Genomic DNA, 16469 nt, shown 5'->3' with positions numbered 1-16469 from the left:
GTTGTATTTGCAGCTGCAGGCATCGCCGCTTGTAAAATAAGCACCGATTTAATTAACGGATCAAGTGGCATAAAGTATAAAATGGCAGCGGCAATTAGTGGCGACGCAACAATACGAATGACGCTTGTAACACCCATAACGGGATAGTTGACACGACGACGTGACATCGATGCTAATTGCATACCAAGGACAAGCATGACAACCGGAATCGATGCATCGGCGACGAGGCTAAGACCATCCATAATCGATTGATGGATTGGAATATGCAGTAATTGGAGGGCTACACCTGCCACGGCACCGTATAATACCGGCATATGAAATACTTGCTTGAGTGCTTCTTTCACCGAGGCATTGTCCTTTGAACCTATTGATGCAAAGAAAATGCCGAGTGAGTTCATAAAGAGTGAATGGATGACCATAATAATGACGGCGACATGAAAGCCTTCATTCCCAAATGCAAATAATGCGACAGGTGCGCCGTAATTGCCACTATTCATAAAGACCGCTCCGAGCATCATGGCAGAAGACTCTGAACGCGACGTGCGTAAGCTCTTTGAAGCAAACCATGTCACAATAAATAATAGAAGACATAGTAAAATTGCAAAGGCGAAAATATATGCATAATCTTTTGTAATCGGTGTTTGATAAAAAGTACGAAAGGCAAGTGGTGGCGACATTAAATAAAGAGACATCGTCGAAATCGTTTTAATATCAAGCTGTAGTTTCTTTTGCCCGATATATCCAATCGCAAAGACGATCAACACCGGCAAGATAATCAGAATCAATGCCACATATTCCATCTCCTAGCGTGTTTTATAAAATTTTGACGAGGGTACTACATAAAAGAACCTTTCATACATAGATACGTCTTAATAACGAATTATTTTTGCCAATGTGCATCGATAAAGTCATCACGACCTGATTGCTTCCGGTCGTCATGATATTCTTGTGGACTCTTCTTATAGAAATCCTGATGATAATCTTCGGCCTTATAAAAGGCTTGTGCGGGGACAATGGGTGTGACAACTTGTGCAAAGCGCTTGCTGGCAATTAATGCTTGCTTGGACGCTTCAGCAGCTTGACGCTGCTTTTCATCGTGATAAAAAATCATTGCACGGTAATTGTCACCGCGGTCTTGAAATTGCCCTTCATCATCAGTAGGGTCTACTTGCTGCCAATATAATTCAAGCAATTGTTCATATGAAAACAGAGTAGGGTCATAGGTTATTTGGACAACCTCTTTATGCCCCGTAGTGCCTTTTTTAACTTGCTCATACGTAGCAGTAGCGGCTGTACCGCCCATATAACCTGAAATAACGGATTCGATGCCATCCCATTCAACGAATGGTTTGACCATACACCAAAAACAACCACCTGCAAATGTGGCTTTGTGTAAAGTTGACTGTGTCATTATGAAATCTCCTTCGTGGGGGAATGATTGATAACGCTTGATTCTACTACAAATCACTACTAATATGTAGAAGGGCGTTTATACGTTTTCATTGTAAACATACTTGCTTTCGTTAGTAAAGATAATTCTTAGTGTTTATATAAGGAATAAAGGAGGCTTCTCGATGACAGAACAGCGTAGACAGCAGGCAAAAAGAAAAAACGTAAATTGCGTAAAGGACGTGTCTTTGGCGTATTTTTCCTCGCTATTTTGCTTGCACTAGGGGGATATTTTTATTTCCAATACAAGGCGGGGCATAATCTCGCGTCAAAAGAAAATAAACAAGAAATTGAATTTAAAGGAGATCCTTCGATTAATAATGTTGAAAATATTTTATTAATTGGGATCGATACGCGTGGTGAAGAACAATCACGTTCCGACACGATGATGCTCATTTCTTGGAACCAGGAAACAAATGATGTACGCATGGTATCGTTTATGCGCGACATTTATAGTCATTTCCCAGGATACGAAACAGGCTATAAATTAAATACGGCGTATTATTTAGGTGGCGTTTCTTTACTGCAGCAAACATTAAATAATATGTTTGGCGTAACAGTTAATCACTATGCAATTATTGATTTTAAAAATTTTGAGCAATTAGTGGATGTTGCAGCACCAAATGGGGTAGAAGTAAATGTACCGCATGACATGTCGAAAAATATTGGCGTAAGCCTTAAAAAAGGCACACAGCGCTTGAACGGGAAAGAATTACTGGGCTTTGCACGTTTCCGTTATGATGCAGAGGGTGATTTTGGTCGTGTAGAACGCCAGCAACAGGCGATTGAGGCATTGAAAGACGAAGTATTATCTGCTTCAAATGTAAAAAACTATCCAAAACTAATTGGTGCGCTTGAAGGCTATATTCAAACGGATTTAACGACAAGCCAACAAGTAGGGTTAATGTTTAATGCCGTAAAAGGCGGCGGTGTGAACATCGACCGTATGACGATTCCATTAAAAGGGACATATCAATATGGACGTTATCCGCAAGCAGGCTCTGTGCTAGATATTAATGTGGATGCGAATAAAGAGTATATGTCACGCTTCTTCAATGGTGAAAGCTCAGAAACGTTAAAGAAAGAAGCGGAAAGCGGTACAACGAGCACACCAACACAATAAATAATGTCACAGGGAGGAGTTAGATGGAACAAAAAGACCCACATGAACCGCAACGAAAAGATTTCTTCGCAACGCGTTTCATTCAATTTCTAGGGGGACGAAACTTATTATATGGCATGCTTGTAGTACTCTTAGCAGGAATTGTTATTGCGGTATATGATCAAATTGAATTTGTTTTTAAGCCATTAGCGATTCTGTTCCAAACAGTTATTGTACCAATTATTTTATCTGGTATTTTATTCTATTTACTACGACCAATTTTACGGTTAATGATTAAATGGGGAACGCCTAAAGTCGTTGGGATTTTCATTATCTATCTAGCTGTTATTGGACTTATTACAATTGCAATTACACTCGTATTCCCATTTGTAAAAGAACAATTTTTAGATTTAGTACGAGAATTTCCGGCATATATTATGCAGCTCTTTGAGAATATCCAAAACTTTATGAAGAGTTCATTTGTAACGTCAACGATGGACCGCTTTGGCTTAGATGTGACAAGTGTCGTTGATAAAACAATGAATGAATTTACACAAAAAATTACCGAGTGGTCAAGTGATATTGGCTCGACACTTGCGACAGGGGTTGGCGGTTTTGTTTCAACATTGACAAGCCTTGTTGTAGCGATTGTCACGACACCATTCATTTTATTCTATTTATTAAAAGATGGTGAAAAACTACCAAAATTCTTTGTGAAAATTTTACCGAAAACAGTTCGTCCTGAAACAGCATTATTACTAAAACGTGCAGATACACAAATTTCTGGCTATATTCAAGGCCAGATTATCGTAGCCATGTGCATTGGGATTTTAATGACAATCGGCTTTTTAATTATCGGCATGGATTATGCGGTTGTTCTCGGAATCTTGGCGATGGTCACAAGTGTTGTACCATATTTAGGACCAATGATTGCCATTACACCAGCGATTATTATTGCGATTGTTACGTCACCATTTATGCTAATTAAGTTAGGGATTGTATGGACAGTCGTGCAATTGCTTGAAGGGAAATTTATTTCACCTCAGGTCATGGGGAAATCGTTACACATTCATCCGATTACGATTATTTTTGTTTTACTCGTGAGTGGTAAATTATTTGGTGTAGCAGGGGTTGTACTAGGGATTCCAGGATATGCGGTTCTTAAAGTATTCGTATCGCATATTATTTACCTGTACAAACGCCGTTACAATAAATATCAACCAGATCCATCAAAGTATTATGAATTAGATGAAGAAATGGAAAAATTACGCGACAATTATTGAAAAAAGGTGTTAGGGTGAGTAATAGCCCTAACACTTTTTGTTTGTTTGCGGTAAAATAAGGGAACAGAACGTCTAGCTACAGACAAAACACAGGAGTGAAATAGCAATGTATACGACGAAAATTGTGAAAGACGAGATGGAGATTACGACCATCGTTGACCAGGCAGAGGTCGCATTTGGTGAAAATCTAAGTGGTACGGTTTATATCGAAGGCTGCGAGGATGAAGCAAAAATTGATTTTATTCAATTAGAGGTTGTTCGCAAAGACCGTATAACGGGAGATGAAAAAACGTTATTAAAACATGATATTCAAATGGTTGGGAATGTCAAATCGAAACAAGCTGAAATGATCGTGTTTGAAATCGTACCAGATGACCGCTGGATGGAGGAACCAACGACAAGTGAGCTTATCTTGCGTACTTCATTGCAATTATTTGGCGAAGAGATTATGCGTGCAGAAGATAATTTTGTGTATAATAATCAATAAAAAATGCATATAATAAACTAAATATACAAAAACAGCTTATTTTTATATAAAAAATAAGCTGTTTTTATTATACGAAAAATTTTTTTGCGCTATAAAAAATTTTTTTGCGTCGTAAAAAAGCTATTCTGGCGCGATTTTCTAAGTTATTATGTATTGAATTTTCTAAAAATAAATAATAATGCAGTTGACATTATATTTATTCATTTGTATACTTTTTACATCAAAAACGAGAGGTGATTGGATGAAAGTCGGAATTATTGGAGCAACGGGATATGGTGGTTTAGAGTTGATTCGCTTATTGCATAATCATTCAAAAGTAGAGTCGATTACGCTCTTTACATCATCAGATGAAGGCGCATTATTCTCAGCTAAATACCCTCATTTGAAAGGCTTATACGATTTTCCACTAGAAGCCATTACAAAAGAGGCGATTGCAAAACTAGATGTTGTCTTCACGAGCACTCCATCCGGCGTCTCTGGTCAGCTATTGCCGGATGTGGCGAATGCGCACACAACATTTATTGATTTGTCTGGTGATCTTCGTTTGAAAGACATTGCAGATTACGAAACATGGTATCACAAAAAGCCCGCACCACAAGCATTTGTCGATAAGGCGATGTATGGCTTAGCAGAATGGCAAGATACAACTGGCGCGAAAGTTATCGCCAATCCAGGATGCTATCCAACAGCGGTATTATTATCATTACTTCCATTATTAAAAGAAAACTTAATCGATGGCTCACAACTGATTATTGATGCAAAAAGTGGTATTTCAGGGTCTGGTAATAAACCTTCCCAAGGCACACATTTTACAGAAAATACAGAAGCGACATCGATTTATAAAGTAAATAAACATCAGCATATCCCAGAAATTGAGCAGGCGATTGCAATGTATGCAGGAGAAAGTTATCCAATTACATTTTCGACGCATTTAGTGCCAATGATTCGCGGCATTATCGCGACAAGCTATGCACCATTAAAAGACGGTGTGACAGAAACCGATTTATATGCAGCATATGACAAATATTATGCACAGAAACCATTTGTACGTGTTTTACAAGATGCTACGCGCGTCAGTACCAATCAAGTACGTGGCACGAATTTCTGTGATATTCATGTTAATGTCGATGCACGAACAAATCGGGTCACCATCGTTTCGGTAATTGATAACTTAGTAAAAGGGGCAGCCGGGCAAGCGATTCAAAATATGAATCTATTATTTGGCTATGACGAAACAGAGGGATTAACGCAAGTACCAATATTCATTTAAAGGGGAGTGTTCCATATGACAACAGTTGACGTGAAACAAGTCGTTGCAAAACATATCGTGTCACCGAAAGGCTTTACAGCTGCAGGGATGCATTGTGGCGTAAAACATAAAAAGAAAGATTTAGCGTTATTATTTAGTGAAGTACCAGCGAGTGTTGCAGGTGTATTTACTACAAATGCGATTAAAGCAGCACCTGTGATTGTGACGAAGGAAACAATTTATGACTCACGCACATTACAAGCGGTCGTGTTAAATTCAGGCAATGCTAATGCATGCACAGGAAAGCAGGGCTTAGCGGATGCGAAACAAATGCAACAATTAGTTGCAGATAAATTCATGATTCCAGCGAATACAGTTGGCGTTTGTTCAACAGGAGTTATCGGACAGCACTTACCAATGGAGCCAATTATTAAAGGTATTCAAGAAATCGAATTAGGAGATTCTGTCGAACATGGGGTCCATTTTGCCGAGGCACTACTTACAACGGATACCGTAATGAAAAATACAGCGTATACCGTTATGATTGATAACAAAGAAGTAACCATTGCTGGTACCGCAAAAGGTTCGGGCATGATTGAGCCGAATATGGCGACAATGCTTGGTGTCATTACGACAGATGCGAAAATTGATTCGGATACATTACAAACATTATTAGCAGCTGCGACAAATGTGACATTTAATGCAATTACAGTAGATGGTGATACATCAACAAATGATACTGTTCTCGCTTTAGCAAACGGTTTAGCGGGTAATGAATCATTAACACCGGAACATGCAGACTGGGATGCATTTAAGGAAGCGTTCCGTCTTGTCAGCCAAGACCTTGCAAAAATGATTGCAAAAGATGGCGAAGGCGCGACGAAGTTAATCGAAACAACGGTTATTGGCGCAGCGACAAATGAAGAAGCAATTAAAATTGCCAAAACAGTTGTCGGTTCACCACTTGTTAAAACAGCAGTATTTGGTAATGATGCGAACTGGGGGCGTATTTTAGCAGCAGTTGGTTATTCAGGCTGTGCCATTGATCCAACGAATGTTTTTATTAAAATCGGAGACGAAGCGGTAGTAGATGGCGGTGAGCCGTTAGATTTCTCAGAAGCCTATTTACTTGAGTATTTAAAGCAACCAGAAATAAAAATTGTTGTGGACCTTCATGTTGGCGAAGGCCAGGGCAAAGCGTGGGGATGTGACTTAACGTATGACTACGTACAAATCAACGCAACCTACCGCTCATAAAAAGTTGGTCATTAAGCTTGGTGGGAGTATGCTCGCGAGCTTAACGGACACCTTTTTTGAGGAAATTAAAAAATTAAAAGCTGAGGGTGCTGAAATCGTTATCGTACATGGTGGTGGTCCAGCAATTAACCAAGCACTCAAAGAACATAAAATTAATACGTACACGCATAATGGGATTCGTGTGACGAATGAGGATGCGATTTCGATCGTTACAGGGACACTTATTGGGACGGTTAATCCTTATTTAACCGGGCGCTTAAACCGTGCAGGCATTCCGGCAGTTGGCTTAAATGGTGAGGATGGCACACTAATTGAATGTACGTATTTAGACCAAGACACATATGGCTATGTTGGTCATATTGAGTCGATTAATATTGATTTACTTGAGCAATTACAAAAAATCGATTATATCCCAGTAGTAGCATGTATCGGTGCGACAATTGATGGTACGGCATTAAATATTAATGGGGATACCGTAGCGAGTGAGATTGCGCTTGAATGGGGAGCGGATGAATTATTACTTGTTACAGATACACCAGGCGTTAAATTCCATGAAGAAACGGTAGAAGAATTAACACCGGAACAAATTGATTTATGGATTTTATCCGGCGATATTTATGGCGGAATGATTCCGAAAGTACGCGCTGCTGTAGAATGTCTTGAATCAGGCATTCCACAAGTGAATATCGTGAATGATTCATTAGAAGGTACATCTATTTTAGGAAAGAAGGTACTCGTATGACACAAGCACTTTTTAACAATTACAAACGTCGTCCCGTTCATTTAGTAAAAGGACAAGGTACAAAAGTTTGGGATGAAGCTGGCAAGGAATATTTAGATTTCGTTTCGGGGATTGCTGTACTATCACTTGGTCACTCCAATCCAATTTTAGTAGAGGCGATGAAAGAACAAAGTGACAAGCTATGGCATGTATCGAATTTATTTGATAATCCAGAGCAAGAAAAGCTAGCAGCAAGCCTTGTAGCAGATACACATTTAGCGCATGGTTTCTTCTGTAACTCAGGTACAGAAGCGAATGAAGCGGCAATTAAATTAGCACGTAAACATACAGGTAAGCATAAAATGATTACATTCCTACACTCATTCCATGGTCGTACATTTGCGGCAATGAGTGCGACAGGACAAGAAAAAGTGCATGCTGGCTTCGGTCCGATTGTCGAAAAATTCGAGTATTTACCATTTAATGATGTAGCAGCATTACAAGCAGCTGCAGATGAAGAAACAGCGGCAATTATGCTAGAAGTCGTGCAAGGCGAAGGTGGCGTCAACCCAGTCACAGCGGAATTTGCAGAAGCGATTCAAGCCATTTGTGATGAAAAAGGCATTTTATTAATCGTCGATGAGGTACAAACAGGCATAGCCCGTACAGGTACGCGCTATGCATGGGAGCAAACGGCATTAAAACCAGACATCGTGTCATTAGCAAAAGGCCTTGGTGGCGGCTTCCCAATCGGTGCAATGCTTGCAACAGAAGCATTGTTTGATAGCTTTGGTCCGGGGACACATGGCACGACATTCGGTGGTAATCCAATGGCGACACATATCGCGCAAACAGTTATTGATACTGTATTTGACCAAGCATTCTTAGCGGATGTCGAAACGAAATCAATCTATGCAAAGCAACAACTTGCAAAAGCACTACCAAATTTACAAGTACGTGGCATGGGCTTACTACTGGGCATCGAATCACCACTACCGGTAGCAGAGGTGATTCAAGCGGCCGAAGAAAAAGGGCTATTATTAGTCGGTGCTGGCGAAACGACAGTGCGTCTATTACCACCGCTAACGGTGTCGAATGAAGAAATCGATGCAGCGGTTGCGATTTTAAAAGAAATTTTAGGATAGTTTCATATGAATTAATGTGCTTCGAGAACCACAATTCATTAGCATTAACCTCTTATAATAATAGTGATTTCAATTGACCAAATAGGAACAGGGACCTATTGAATTAGTTGTCTTACACGAAAAAAGATGCTTATCTATGAGATAAGCATCTTTTTTTGTTTCGTTTTGATAAAATTCGGGGAAAAATCGGTAAAAGGAAGTGGTGAATGTGAAAAAAGGAAAATTTGCAACCTATAATGGTGCAGAATATGAAGTTACGACACAGCATAATGGCATGGTCGTGTTGAAATCACATGAGGCCGAAAGTTTACTGGACGGATTTTATCGTGTGAAACAATTTATTTCAACGGACTTTTTTATAAAAGAAGTAGCACTTGATGATATTGATCGCCTTTATACAATCGATACACATGCACGTTACAACGGAGAATTGTACGCAGTTTATTATGATGAAATTAAAAAAAGCTATCGCCTTGAAACCGACGATAGCCTAGCCGCGCATTTATATCATTTTGAATCTGTTGGACTGAATCATTATCGTAAATATGTGCAACCACATGAAATTGAACTTGTGGAGCATTATGAAACATTGCGTTAATTAGGAATTGAAAAATCCGATTGCAACGAGGGCGATTTTTAGTAATAAAATACCGAATAAAATAATAAGCATCACAACGAAGAAGAAGGGGACTTTTGCATCCTCTTCTTTTTTTTCGTCTGAAAAGGCTTCCTCACCTTTTTCTAAAAATTCACGCTCGATTTCTTCATTGATTTTTTGAAGTTCTTCCTCTGTAGGTTCATGTTGTTTCACGATAGACACCTTCTTTGACTAATCTATAATGTAGCAAAACGTCTCAATGCTTCGCGAATTACATTCTCAGGCTGCACCAGTGCAATACGGACATAATTTGTACCTGACATGCCAAAAATAGATCCAGGAACGACAACGACACCTATTTTGGCAATGGCTTCATAGGCAAATTCAATATCATTTAGCGTTTGCTGCGGATATTTCGCATAGACGAACATCCCACCCTTTGATGGTACAACATCCCATCCTAATGCCGCAAGCCCTTGTGATAAAACATGGTGTCGCGCTGCAAATGTTTGGCGTAGACGCGCTGTGATTTCTTCTGCGTTATCGAGTGCGACGATAGCTGCGCGCTGAATCGGTTCAAATGTACCATAGTCTAAATTGGATTTTAATTGCTGTAAAATCGCAATAATCTCTGCGTTGCCGACGATATAGGCAATACGTGCGCCCGCTAAACTGAAACTTTTTGATAGCGAATTAATCTCAATCCCAACGTCGATGGCACCAGCTGCTTGTAGAAAAGACACTGGCGCCGTTTCATCAAAATAAAATTCAGAATAGGCCGCATCGTGTAGCACGATAATATTGTATTTTTTTGCAAAGGCAATGACGTCATCAAAAAAGCGGATAGAAGGCATCGCAGGTACCGGGTTCCCAGGTAAGTTTAAAATCAGTAATTTCGCGCGCTGTGCAACATCCTCAGGAATTGCCTGTAAATCGGGTAAAAAAGCATTGTCAGCACGTAACGGCATATAATAGGGCTCAGCCTGTGCTAAATGAATCCCAGCTTCATACGCTACATACCCAGGATCTGTCGTTAAGACAATGTCACCGGGGTTACAAAAAGCGAGCGGTAAATGTACAAGACCTTCTTGAGAGCCCATCGTCTGTAAGACCTGTGTAGATGCATCAAGCGTGACTTCCACGCGGCGTTTATAATAGCGTGCAACGGCCTCATTGAAATCCTGAATGCCACCTAGTGTATAGCCATACGAAGTCTCAGCGAGCGCATGATGTGCTAATGCCTGGCGAATTTTTTCGTCTGGTGGTAGGTCAGGGCTACCAAGACTTAAATCAATGATTTGATGACCGGTAGTAGCCGCTTCTTTTGAAGCTTTTTTTAAGTCACCAAAAATCGCTTTCGGAAATTTTGTCATCAGTGCGGAACGTTCAATTTTCATGGGTGGGCACATCCTTTGCTGTCAGTATAGTATAGAACAAGTTTAGCATAAAGAAATTAAAAGATGTCACAATTATCTAAATAGATAAAAAACAATGCGCTAGTTAGTTTTTACGTATTCAAGTAATGATATGGTAAATAGTCATTTGTTTAGAAGGGGAAAATAAAAATAAAGTATAAAACAGCATATTTAATACATAACGACAATGGATGATAATTATCTCATTGAAACATAGGTAGTTTTCGCGAAAAATGATGCGTTTTTGCAACAAAAATTGCATTTTATGCTTGTAATGAAATGTAGGATTGCTTTAAAAGTGAAGCTCTAACAGCGCTTTCGGTGATTTTAAAAGTTGGCACGAAAATTGCATAGTAAAGGGTGAGGGAAAAATATGGAGGTGTTGGAATATGGCGCAAGTAGAATTAGGCAAAACATTAAAAACACGTCACATCACGATGATTTCAATTGGTGGGATTATCGGAACAGGACTATTCGTCGGCACAGGGAAAAACATTATATCAACAGGACCAGCTACAATCGTTTCGTACATATTGGCCTGTCTAATCATTGTCTTCATTATGCGAATGCTTGGTGAAATGGCTTCAACAAAACCAGAGAATGGCTCGTTTGCAGCGTATTCAAGTCGTTATATTGGCCGCTGGGCAGGTTATACAGTTGGTTGGTTGTACTGGGCGAGTTGGGTGTTCATTGTAGGTTTAGAAGCGGCCGTTATTGGTGGCATGCTGCATTCATGGGTACCGTCGATTCCAGTATGGGTCGGTAGTGTAGGGATTACGCTACTACTAACAGCCATTAATTTATACTCCGTTAAAACATTTGGTGAATTTGAATACTGGTTAGCATTTATTAAAGTAGGGGCTATCATCGTGTTCTTAGTAGTCGGCGCCTTAATGATTTTTGGTGTGTTACCGACGTTTGAACATAATGGCTTTGCATTTATACAAGAGGCAGGTGGTTTTGCGCCAAATGGTGTGCTACCAATCTTTACAGGGATTGTATTCGTTATTTTCTCTATTTGCGGGGCAGAGGTAGCCGCCATTGCAGCGGGTGAATCAGAGGATCCAAAGCGTAATATCGTCCGTGCTATTAATAATGTTATTTATCGTTTAGCATTGTTCTTCGTTGGTTCGGTATTAATTATGATTTGTATTATTCCGTGGAATAACACGGAACTACTAGCAGCGCCATACGCCAACATTTTAGAAATGGCCGGTCTTCCGATGGCTGCACAGCTAATGCAAATTGTTATTTTTACATCACTTATTTCCGTAATGAACTCTGCGATTTTCACAAGTTCACGTATGTTACTTGGTATGGCTGAAAAAGGTGATGCACCAGCGATTTTCATGAAGCTATCGAAGAAAAGCAGTGCACCAACATTTGCAATCATTGGCAGTACGGTTGTCGCATACTTTTGTGCCATTCTTTACTTTATTTCGCCAGATGTTATTTTCTACTTCTTAGGTAATGCAGTTGGTGCCTTAATGATTATCGTGTATATTTTTATTGCGGTCGCACATATTCGTTTCCGTAAACAGTATGAAAAAATGGAAACAGAGCCACTTGCGATTAAAATGTGGCTATTCCCGTATTTAACGTATGTCACGATTGCGATGCTTGCGGGTGTGTATCTTTGTCAGATGTTCATTTCATCCTTGCAGGCCCAGTTTTATATGAGTACGATACTCGTTATTTTCGTCGTTGGTAGCTTCTTCCTACGTGAGCGCCTGAAGAAAACAACGCTTACGACTGCAAATGCTACACGAAATGCAGATGTAGAATAGCTTATGGAAATGGCAGGAATTCCTACTGGGGGATTCCTGTTTTTTCATGCGGACAAGTGCTTTTTTTTCCACAATGTTCATGTTAAGCTAGGCTTCGGAGGGGATTGTCGATGGAATTAAAACAAATGATTACGTATATTTTGACCGATCACCAGTTTCAGTGGATTTCTAGTAATAGTGAGCAGCCACCGCAGCAATATGCAGAGATTATTGAACAATTCCGTATAGAACAACAAACCTATTTGGATTTAGAACATTGCTTTGTACATATTATTGAACTTGAAGCATCGTATTTATTTATTATTCACGATAAAGAGATGACGACATCGTGGCAATTTATCGAACATGTGTTGAACTCGGTTAGTGATGGATTGACAATCTGTAATTCAGATGGCATTATCGTTTTTCAAAATGAGGCCGATCGCAAGATGTTTGAGGTCGATGCGCGCTATTTACCAGTGATGGAATTTGTTGAACGCGGCATTATGAATGAGTCGGTGACCATGAAAGTGCTAAAATCGAAAAAGCGGGAAGACATCGTGCAAACATTCGCCAATGGACATGTCGTATTAGTAACGGCGCTACCGATTTTTGATGAGGCGGGCAATGTGGAATATGTTGTCGCCAATTCACGTGAAATGACTGAACTACGTGACATGGAGCGCACGATTGAACGCTTAGAGTCACAGAGTGCACAGTATAAGGAACAACTTGAAGCATTAAAGCAACAATCTTCAACGAGCTTGATTGCTGTTTCTAAAGCGATGCGCCAAGTGATTGAAAAAGCCACACGCATTGCCAACGTCGATTCGACGGTACTTATTTCGGGGGAATCAGGTGCAGGTAAGGAAGAATTAACGAAATTAATTCATCAGCGAAGTCACCGTGCACAAAAGCCGATGATTACGGTCAATTGCGGTGCTATTCCAGAAAATTTATTAGAGTCGGAGCTTTTTGGCTATATGGGTGGTGCGTTTACTGGGGCGAATAAAACAGGGAAACCTGGTCTTTTTGAACTTGCCTCTGGAGGTACACTTTTCCTCGATGAAATTGGCGAGATGCCATTATCGCTACAAGTAAAGCTACTACGCGTATTACAAGAATCAGAAATCACCCGTGTAGGAGGGATTAAACCGATTCCAGTGGATGTGCGGATCATTACCGCAACGAATCGTAATTTATATGATATGGTGCAGCGCGGTGAATTTCGCGAGGATTTATTTTATCGTTTAAATATTATTCCGCTACGTATTCCACCACTGCGTGAACGTAAGGAGGATATTGCACCGCTTGCATACCGATTTTTACATTTAGTAATGGAGAAATATAGCATTGAGCGTACGATTGAGGAAGCAGCAGTCGACCGTCTTACGCAGTATTATTGGCCGGGAAATATTCGTCAGCTGAAAAATTTTATTGAACGCGTTAGTTTATTAACGCAGCAGTCGACCATTACCCTGCAATACATTCAGCGAGAATTTCAAAAGCCGGAGTATCAACAGCATAATCCAGTGCCGTTGGTCGATGATACGTTCACACAAACGCCTATTTATGATCAGAATCAGACACTAAAAAATCAAGTGGATGCCTTTGAGCGAAAAGTGATTAAAGAGGCGCTCGGACAATACCCTAGCATTCGTCAAACAGCGAAGGCATTAGGCTGTAATCAGTCGACACTTGTGCGTAAGATTCAAAAATACCAGCTCGAAAAACAAGTATCCTATGAATAATATTCTATTTTTTCAGAAAAGTTTGCAAAGTATTTGAAATTTTGCTATGATAACTGAAACTGCATAGTCTTATCAAGAGAAGCCGAGGGAAAAGGCCCGACGACGCTTCAGCAACCTCTACACTAGTAGAAAGGTGCTAACTCCTACAAGTTTTGTACTTGGAAGATAAGAAACGGATAAATTGCCCTTCTTATTTTTATTAAGAAGGGCTTTTTTTACGAATTTGAGGGGGTTCAGGAACATGCCAATTAACATTCCACAATATTTACCGGCAACAGAACGATTAAAAGAAGAGAAGATTTTCGTTATGGAGGAGGAGCGCTCAAAGAGCCAAAATATTCGTCCATTAAATATTTTAATTTTCAACTTAATGCCTGAAAAAGAAAAAACAGAATTACAGCTGTTACGTTTATTAGGAAATACACCACTACAAGTGAATGTCACGTTCTTAAATACCGCAACACATGAGTCAAAAAATGTGTCAAAATCACATTTAGAAACATTTTATTCAACATTTCATGAAATCAAAAAAGATCGGTATGATGGTATGATCATCACCGGTGCACCCATCGAATTATTTGAGTTTGATGAGGTCGATTTCTGGGAGGAGCATAAAGAAATTTTGGACTGGGCACAGGAGCATGTGACGTCAACGATGCATATTTGTTGGGGCGCACAAGCAGCACTGTATCATTATTATGGCATTGGAAAATACCCACTTGAAACGAAGTGCTCTGGTATTTTTGACCATGAAGTATATGATAGCACTGTGAAACTACTTCGTGGCTTTAACGACATTTACCCAGCACCGCACTCGCGTAATACATCGATATCAACGGAAGCGGTAAAAAATCATCCAGACATTGAATTATTATCCGAATCAGATGAAGCAGGTGCTTTTTTAATGATTTCAAAAGATGAACGTCATGTGCTCGTGACCGGGCATTTAGAATATGATGCGGATACACTAGCATTAGAGTATGAGCGCGATGTCGCACGGGGCTTAAATCCAGAACTACCAAAACATTATTTCCCTGAAGATGACCCAACGAAAAAACCGCGTAATACATGGCGTTCACATACGCATTTATTATTCTCAAACTGGTTAAATTACTATGTATACCAAGAAACGCCATATGATTGGGTAGACAAAGGTGAAAATCATTCGCTAACGTCTTCCTGTTTATAAATAGATGAAAAACTAAAAAGAGAACAGAAAAAGACACTTTCAGGAGGCAAGCTTTGGAAGTGTTTTTTGATGGACAAAAATGAAAAGCATATTTATACGAAAACAATATGACAGTTTTTCACATTTAGTGTACGATAAATAGGCAGAAAAATAAGGGAAGTGGCGACAGTGAACGAAACGAGTTTGATTTTAGAAGGGGGTACATTCCGCACCATTTATACGAGCGGTGTACTGGATGCCTTATTACGCGAAGAGATTATGATGCCCTATATTATTGGGATTTCAGCGGGGGCAATTAATTTATGCTCCTATATTTCAAAGCAGCCTGAGCGTACGATGCGCGTCTTTACGGAGTATCGACATGATAAGCGTTATGTAGGTATGCGAAACTTCTTAACAGAACGCTCATTATTTGGGTTAGACTTTGGTTGGAATGTGTTGCCAAATCAGCTTGAATTATTTGATTGGCAAACATTCCGTAGCTACGAAGGCACAGCGCTTGCGGGCGTGACAAATGCTCTTACAGGTGAAGTGGAATTTATGGACGTACAGACGATGGATACTGATAGTCAGTTGTTGCGTGCTACTTGTGCGATTCCGGTCATGTTTCCGGAAATAAAATTAAATGGCGTGCCGTATTATGACGGTGGATTAGCAGACCCGATTCCAGTGCAACATGCCATTGATGAGGGATATGAGAAGCATGTTATCGTCTTAACGCGTCCAAAAGGTTATTACAAAACGATGGACCGCCAAACAAAAGCAGCAATGCAACTAATGCGTAAAAAATATCCGAAGCTAGTCGATGTCATGCTAGAACGTGTGGATCGCTACAATGAAACGGTTGCAAAATGTGAGCAGCTTGAACGTGAAGGCAAAGCATTTATTTTCCGCCCGCCATATGGCATTGAGGGCATGGAGAAGGATGTTGTGAAAATGCGAGCGAATTATCGTCTTGGGTTACATGAGGCGACACTACGTATGAATGATTTAAAGGAATTTTTAGGTTTAAACTAATAGAAAAGCTTCTTGCGTACTGACGCGAGAAGCTTTTTTA

General features: G+C 39.9%; 16 protein-coding genes and 1 riboswitch. Of the genes, 12 read left to right on the top strand and 4 right to left on the bottom strand.

The features are described 5' to 3' along the window. Positions 1–791, bottom strand: a 791-nt coding sequence (locus KTHG_RS06355; protein ID WP_139992752.1) for an AEC family transporter, incomplete at its 3' end; no start/stop codon positions are given. 89 nt (positions 792–880) lie between these two features. Beyond that, a complete protein-coding gene (gene msrA, locus KTHG_RS06350; protein ID WP_126990201.1) occupies positions 881–1411 on the bottom strand; it encodes a peptide-methionine (S)-S-oxide reductase MsrA in 531 nt (176 codons plus the stop codon). A 207-nt stretch (positions 1412–1618) separates the two neighbouring features. Here msrA and KTHG_RS06345 point away from each other — a divergent pair, with 207 nt between their 5' ends. The 8 genes from KTHG_RS06345 (at position 1619) to KTHG_RS06310 (ending at position 9291) form a co-directional block, all read left to right on the top strand. Next, complete coding sequence (locus tag KTHG_RS06345; RefSeq protein ID WP_139992283.1) at positions 1619–2572, top strand: LCP family protein; 954 nt, start codon at positions 1619–1621, stop codon at positions 2570–2572. 23 nt (positions 2573–2595) lie between these two features. After that, positions 2596–3834, top strand: coding sequence for an AI-2E family transporter (locus KTHG_RS06340; RefSeq protein WP_139992281.1), 1239 nt, complete (start codon positions 2596–2598; stop codon positions 3832–3834). Positions 3835–3940: 106 nt separating this feature from the next. Beyond that, a complete protein-coding gene (locus KTHG_RS06335; RefSeq protein WP_126990198.1) occupies positions 3941–4321 on the top strand; it encodes a sporulation protein in 381 nt (126 codons plus the stop codon). A 241-nt stretch (positions 4322–4562) separates the two neighbouring features. Further along, positions 4563–5591 (top strand): N-acetyl-gamma-glutamyl-phosphate reductase, encoded by a 1029-nt coding sequence (argC, locus tag KTHG_RS06330; protein WP_126990197.1) that lies wholly within the window; start codon positions 4563–4565, stop codon positions 5589–5591. Positions 5592–5606: 15 nt separating this feature from the next. Beyond that, on the top strand, positions 5607–6827 hold the full coding sequence (gene argJ, locus KTHG_RS06325; RefSeq protein ID WP_139992279.1) for a bifunctional glutamate N-acetyltransferase/amino-acid acetyltransferase ArgJ: 1221 nt from the start codon (positions 5607–5609) through the stop codon (positions 6825–6827). After that, complete coding sequence (argB, locus tag KTHG_RS06320; RefSeq protein ID WP_139992277.1) at positions 6790–7569, top strand: acetylglutamate kinase; 780 nt, start codon at positions 6790–6792, stop codon at positions 7567–7569. The genes argJ and argB overlap by 38 nt, the downstream gene beginning before the upstream one ends. Beyond that, positions 7566–8693 (top strand): acetylornithine transaminase, encoded by a 1128-nt coding sequence (locus tag KTHG_RS06315; RefSeq protein WP_139992275.1) that lies wholly within the window; start codon positions 7566–7568, stop codon positions 8691–8693. Before argB ends, KTHG_RS06315 begins: the two co-directional genes overlap by 4 nt. A 208-nt stretch (positions 8694–8901) precedes the next feature. Beyond that, positions 8902–9291, top strand: coding sequence for a hypothetical protein (locus KTHG_RS06310; protein ID WP_126990193.1), 390 nt, complete (start codon positions 8902–8904; stop codon positions 9289–9291). Here the strand turns inward: KTHG_RS06310 and KTHG_RS06305 are convergent, their stop codons facing one another. Both KTHG_RS06305 and KTHG_RS06300 read right to left on the bottom strand, forming a co-directional pair. Further along, positions 9292–9504, bottom strand: coding sequence for a hypothetical protein (locus KTHG_RS06305; protein WP_139992273.1), 213 nt, complete (start codon positions 9502–9504; stop codon positions 9292–9294). Between the two features lie 23 nt (positions 9505–9527). After that, positions 9528–10688, bottom strand: a complete 1161-nt coding sequence (locus KTHG_RS06300; protein WP_139992271.1) for an aminotransferase class I/II-fold pyridoxal phosphate-dependent enzyme — start codon at positions 10686–10688, stop codon at positions 9528–9530. Positions 10689–11095: 407 nt separating this feature from the next. On the opposite strand from KTHG_RS06300, the gene KTHG_RS06295 reads away from it, so the two are divergent. The 4 genes from KTHG_RS06295 to KTHG_RS06280 all read left to right on the top strand — a co-directional run bounded on the left by KTHG_RS06295 (position 11096) and on the right by KTHG_RS06280 (position 16429). Next, entirely contained in the window at positions 11096–12493 is a 1398-nt protein-coding gene (locus KTHG_RS06295) for an amino acid permease (protein WP_139992269.1), read from the top strand. 110 nt (positions 12494–12603) lie between these two features. Further along, complete coding sequence (locus tag KTHG_RS06290) at positions 12604–14223, top strand: sigma-54 interaction domain-containing protein (RefSeq protein ID WP_255512398.1); 1620 nt, start codon at positions 12604–12606, stop codon at positions 14221–14223. Between the two features lie 66 nt (positions 14224–14289). Beyond that, a riboswitch (SAM riboswitch) is annotated at positions 14290–14395 on the top strand. 69 nt (positions 14396–14464) lie between these two features. Beyond that, positions 14465–15412, top strand: a complete 948-nt coding sequence (gene metA, locus KTHG_RS06285; protein ID WP_139992267.1) for a homoserine O-acetyltransferase MetA — start codon at positions 14465–14467, stop codon at positions 15410–15412. 168 nt (positions 15413–15580) lie between these two features. Next, a complete protein-coding gene (locus KTHG_RS06280) occupies positions 15581–16429 on the top strand; it encodes a patatin-like phospholipase family protein (RefSeq protein ID WP_139992265.1) in 849 nt (282 codons plus the stop codon). The last annotated feature ends 40 nt before the right edge of the window (positions 16430–16469 follow it).

It is taken from the genome of Kurthia sp. Dielmo (assembly GCF_000307285.2).
In the GTDB taxonomy this organism is placed as follows: Bacteria; Bacillota; Bacilli; order Bacillales_A; family Planococcaceae; genus Kurthia; species Kurthia populi.
The sequence above is the reverse complement of the archived record's forward strand: the minus strand, read 5'-3'. Positions and strand labels throughout refer to the sequence as shown.

Coding starts and splice junctions, on each gene's coding strand:
- argC (WP_126990197.1), top strand. CDS start 4,563: ATGAAAGTCGGAATTATTGGAGCAACGGGATATGGTGGTTTAGAGTTG.
- msrA (WP_126990201.1), bottom strand. CDS start 1,411: ATGACACAGTCAACTTTACACAAAGCCACATTTGCAGGTGGTTGTTTT.
- KTHG_RS06335 (WP_126990198.1), top strand. CDS start 3,941: ATGTATACGACGAAAATTGTGAAAGACGAGATGGAGATTACGACCATC.
- argJ (WP_139992279.1), top strand. CDS start 5,607: ATGACAACAGTTGACGTGAAACAAGTCGTTGCAAAACATATCGTGTCA.
- KTHG_RS06295 (WP_139992269.1), top strand. CDS start 11,096: ATGGCGCAAGTAGAATTAGGCAAAACATTAAAAACACGTCACATCACG.
- KTHG_RS06290 (WP_255512398.1), top strand. CDS start 12,604: ATGGAATTAAAACAAATGATTACGTATATTTTGACCGATCACCAGTTT.
- metA (WP_139992267.1), top strand. CDS start 14,465: ATGCCAATTAACATTCCACAATATTTACCGGCAACAGAACGATTAAAA.
- argB (WP_139992277.1), top strand. CDS start 6,790: ATGACTACGTACAAATCAACGCAACCTACCGCTCATAAAAAGTTGGTC.
- KTHG_RS06300 (WP_139992271.1), bottom strand. CDS start 10,688: ATGAAAATTGAACGTTCCGCACTGATGACAAAATTTCCGAAAGCGATT.
- KTHG_RS06315 (WP_139992275.1), top strand. CDS start 7,566: ATGACACAAGCACTTTTTAACAATTACAAACGTCGTCCCGTTCATTTA.
- KTHG_RS06340 (WP_139992281.1), top strand. CDS start 2,596: ATGGAACAAAAAGACCCACATGAACCGCAACGAAAAGATTTCTTCGCA.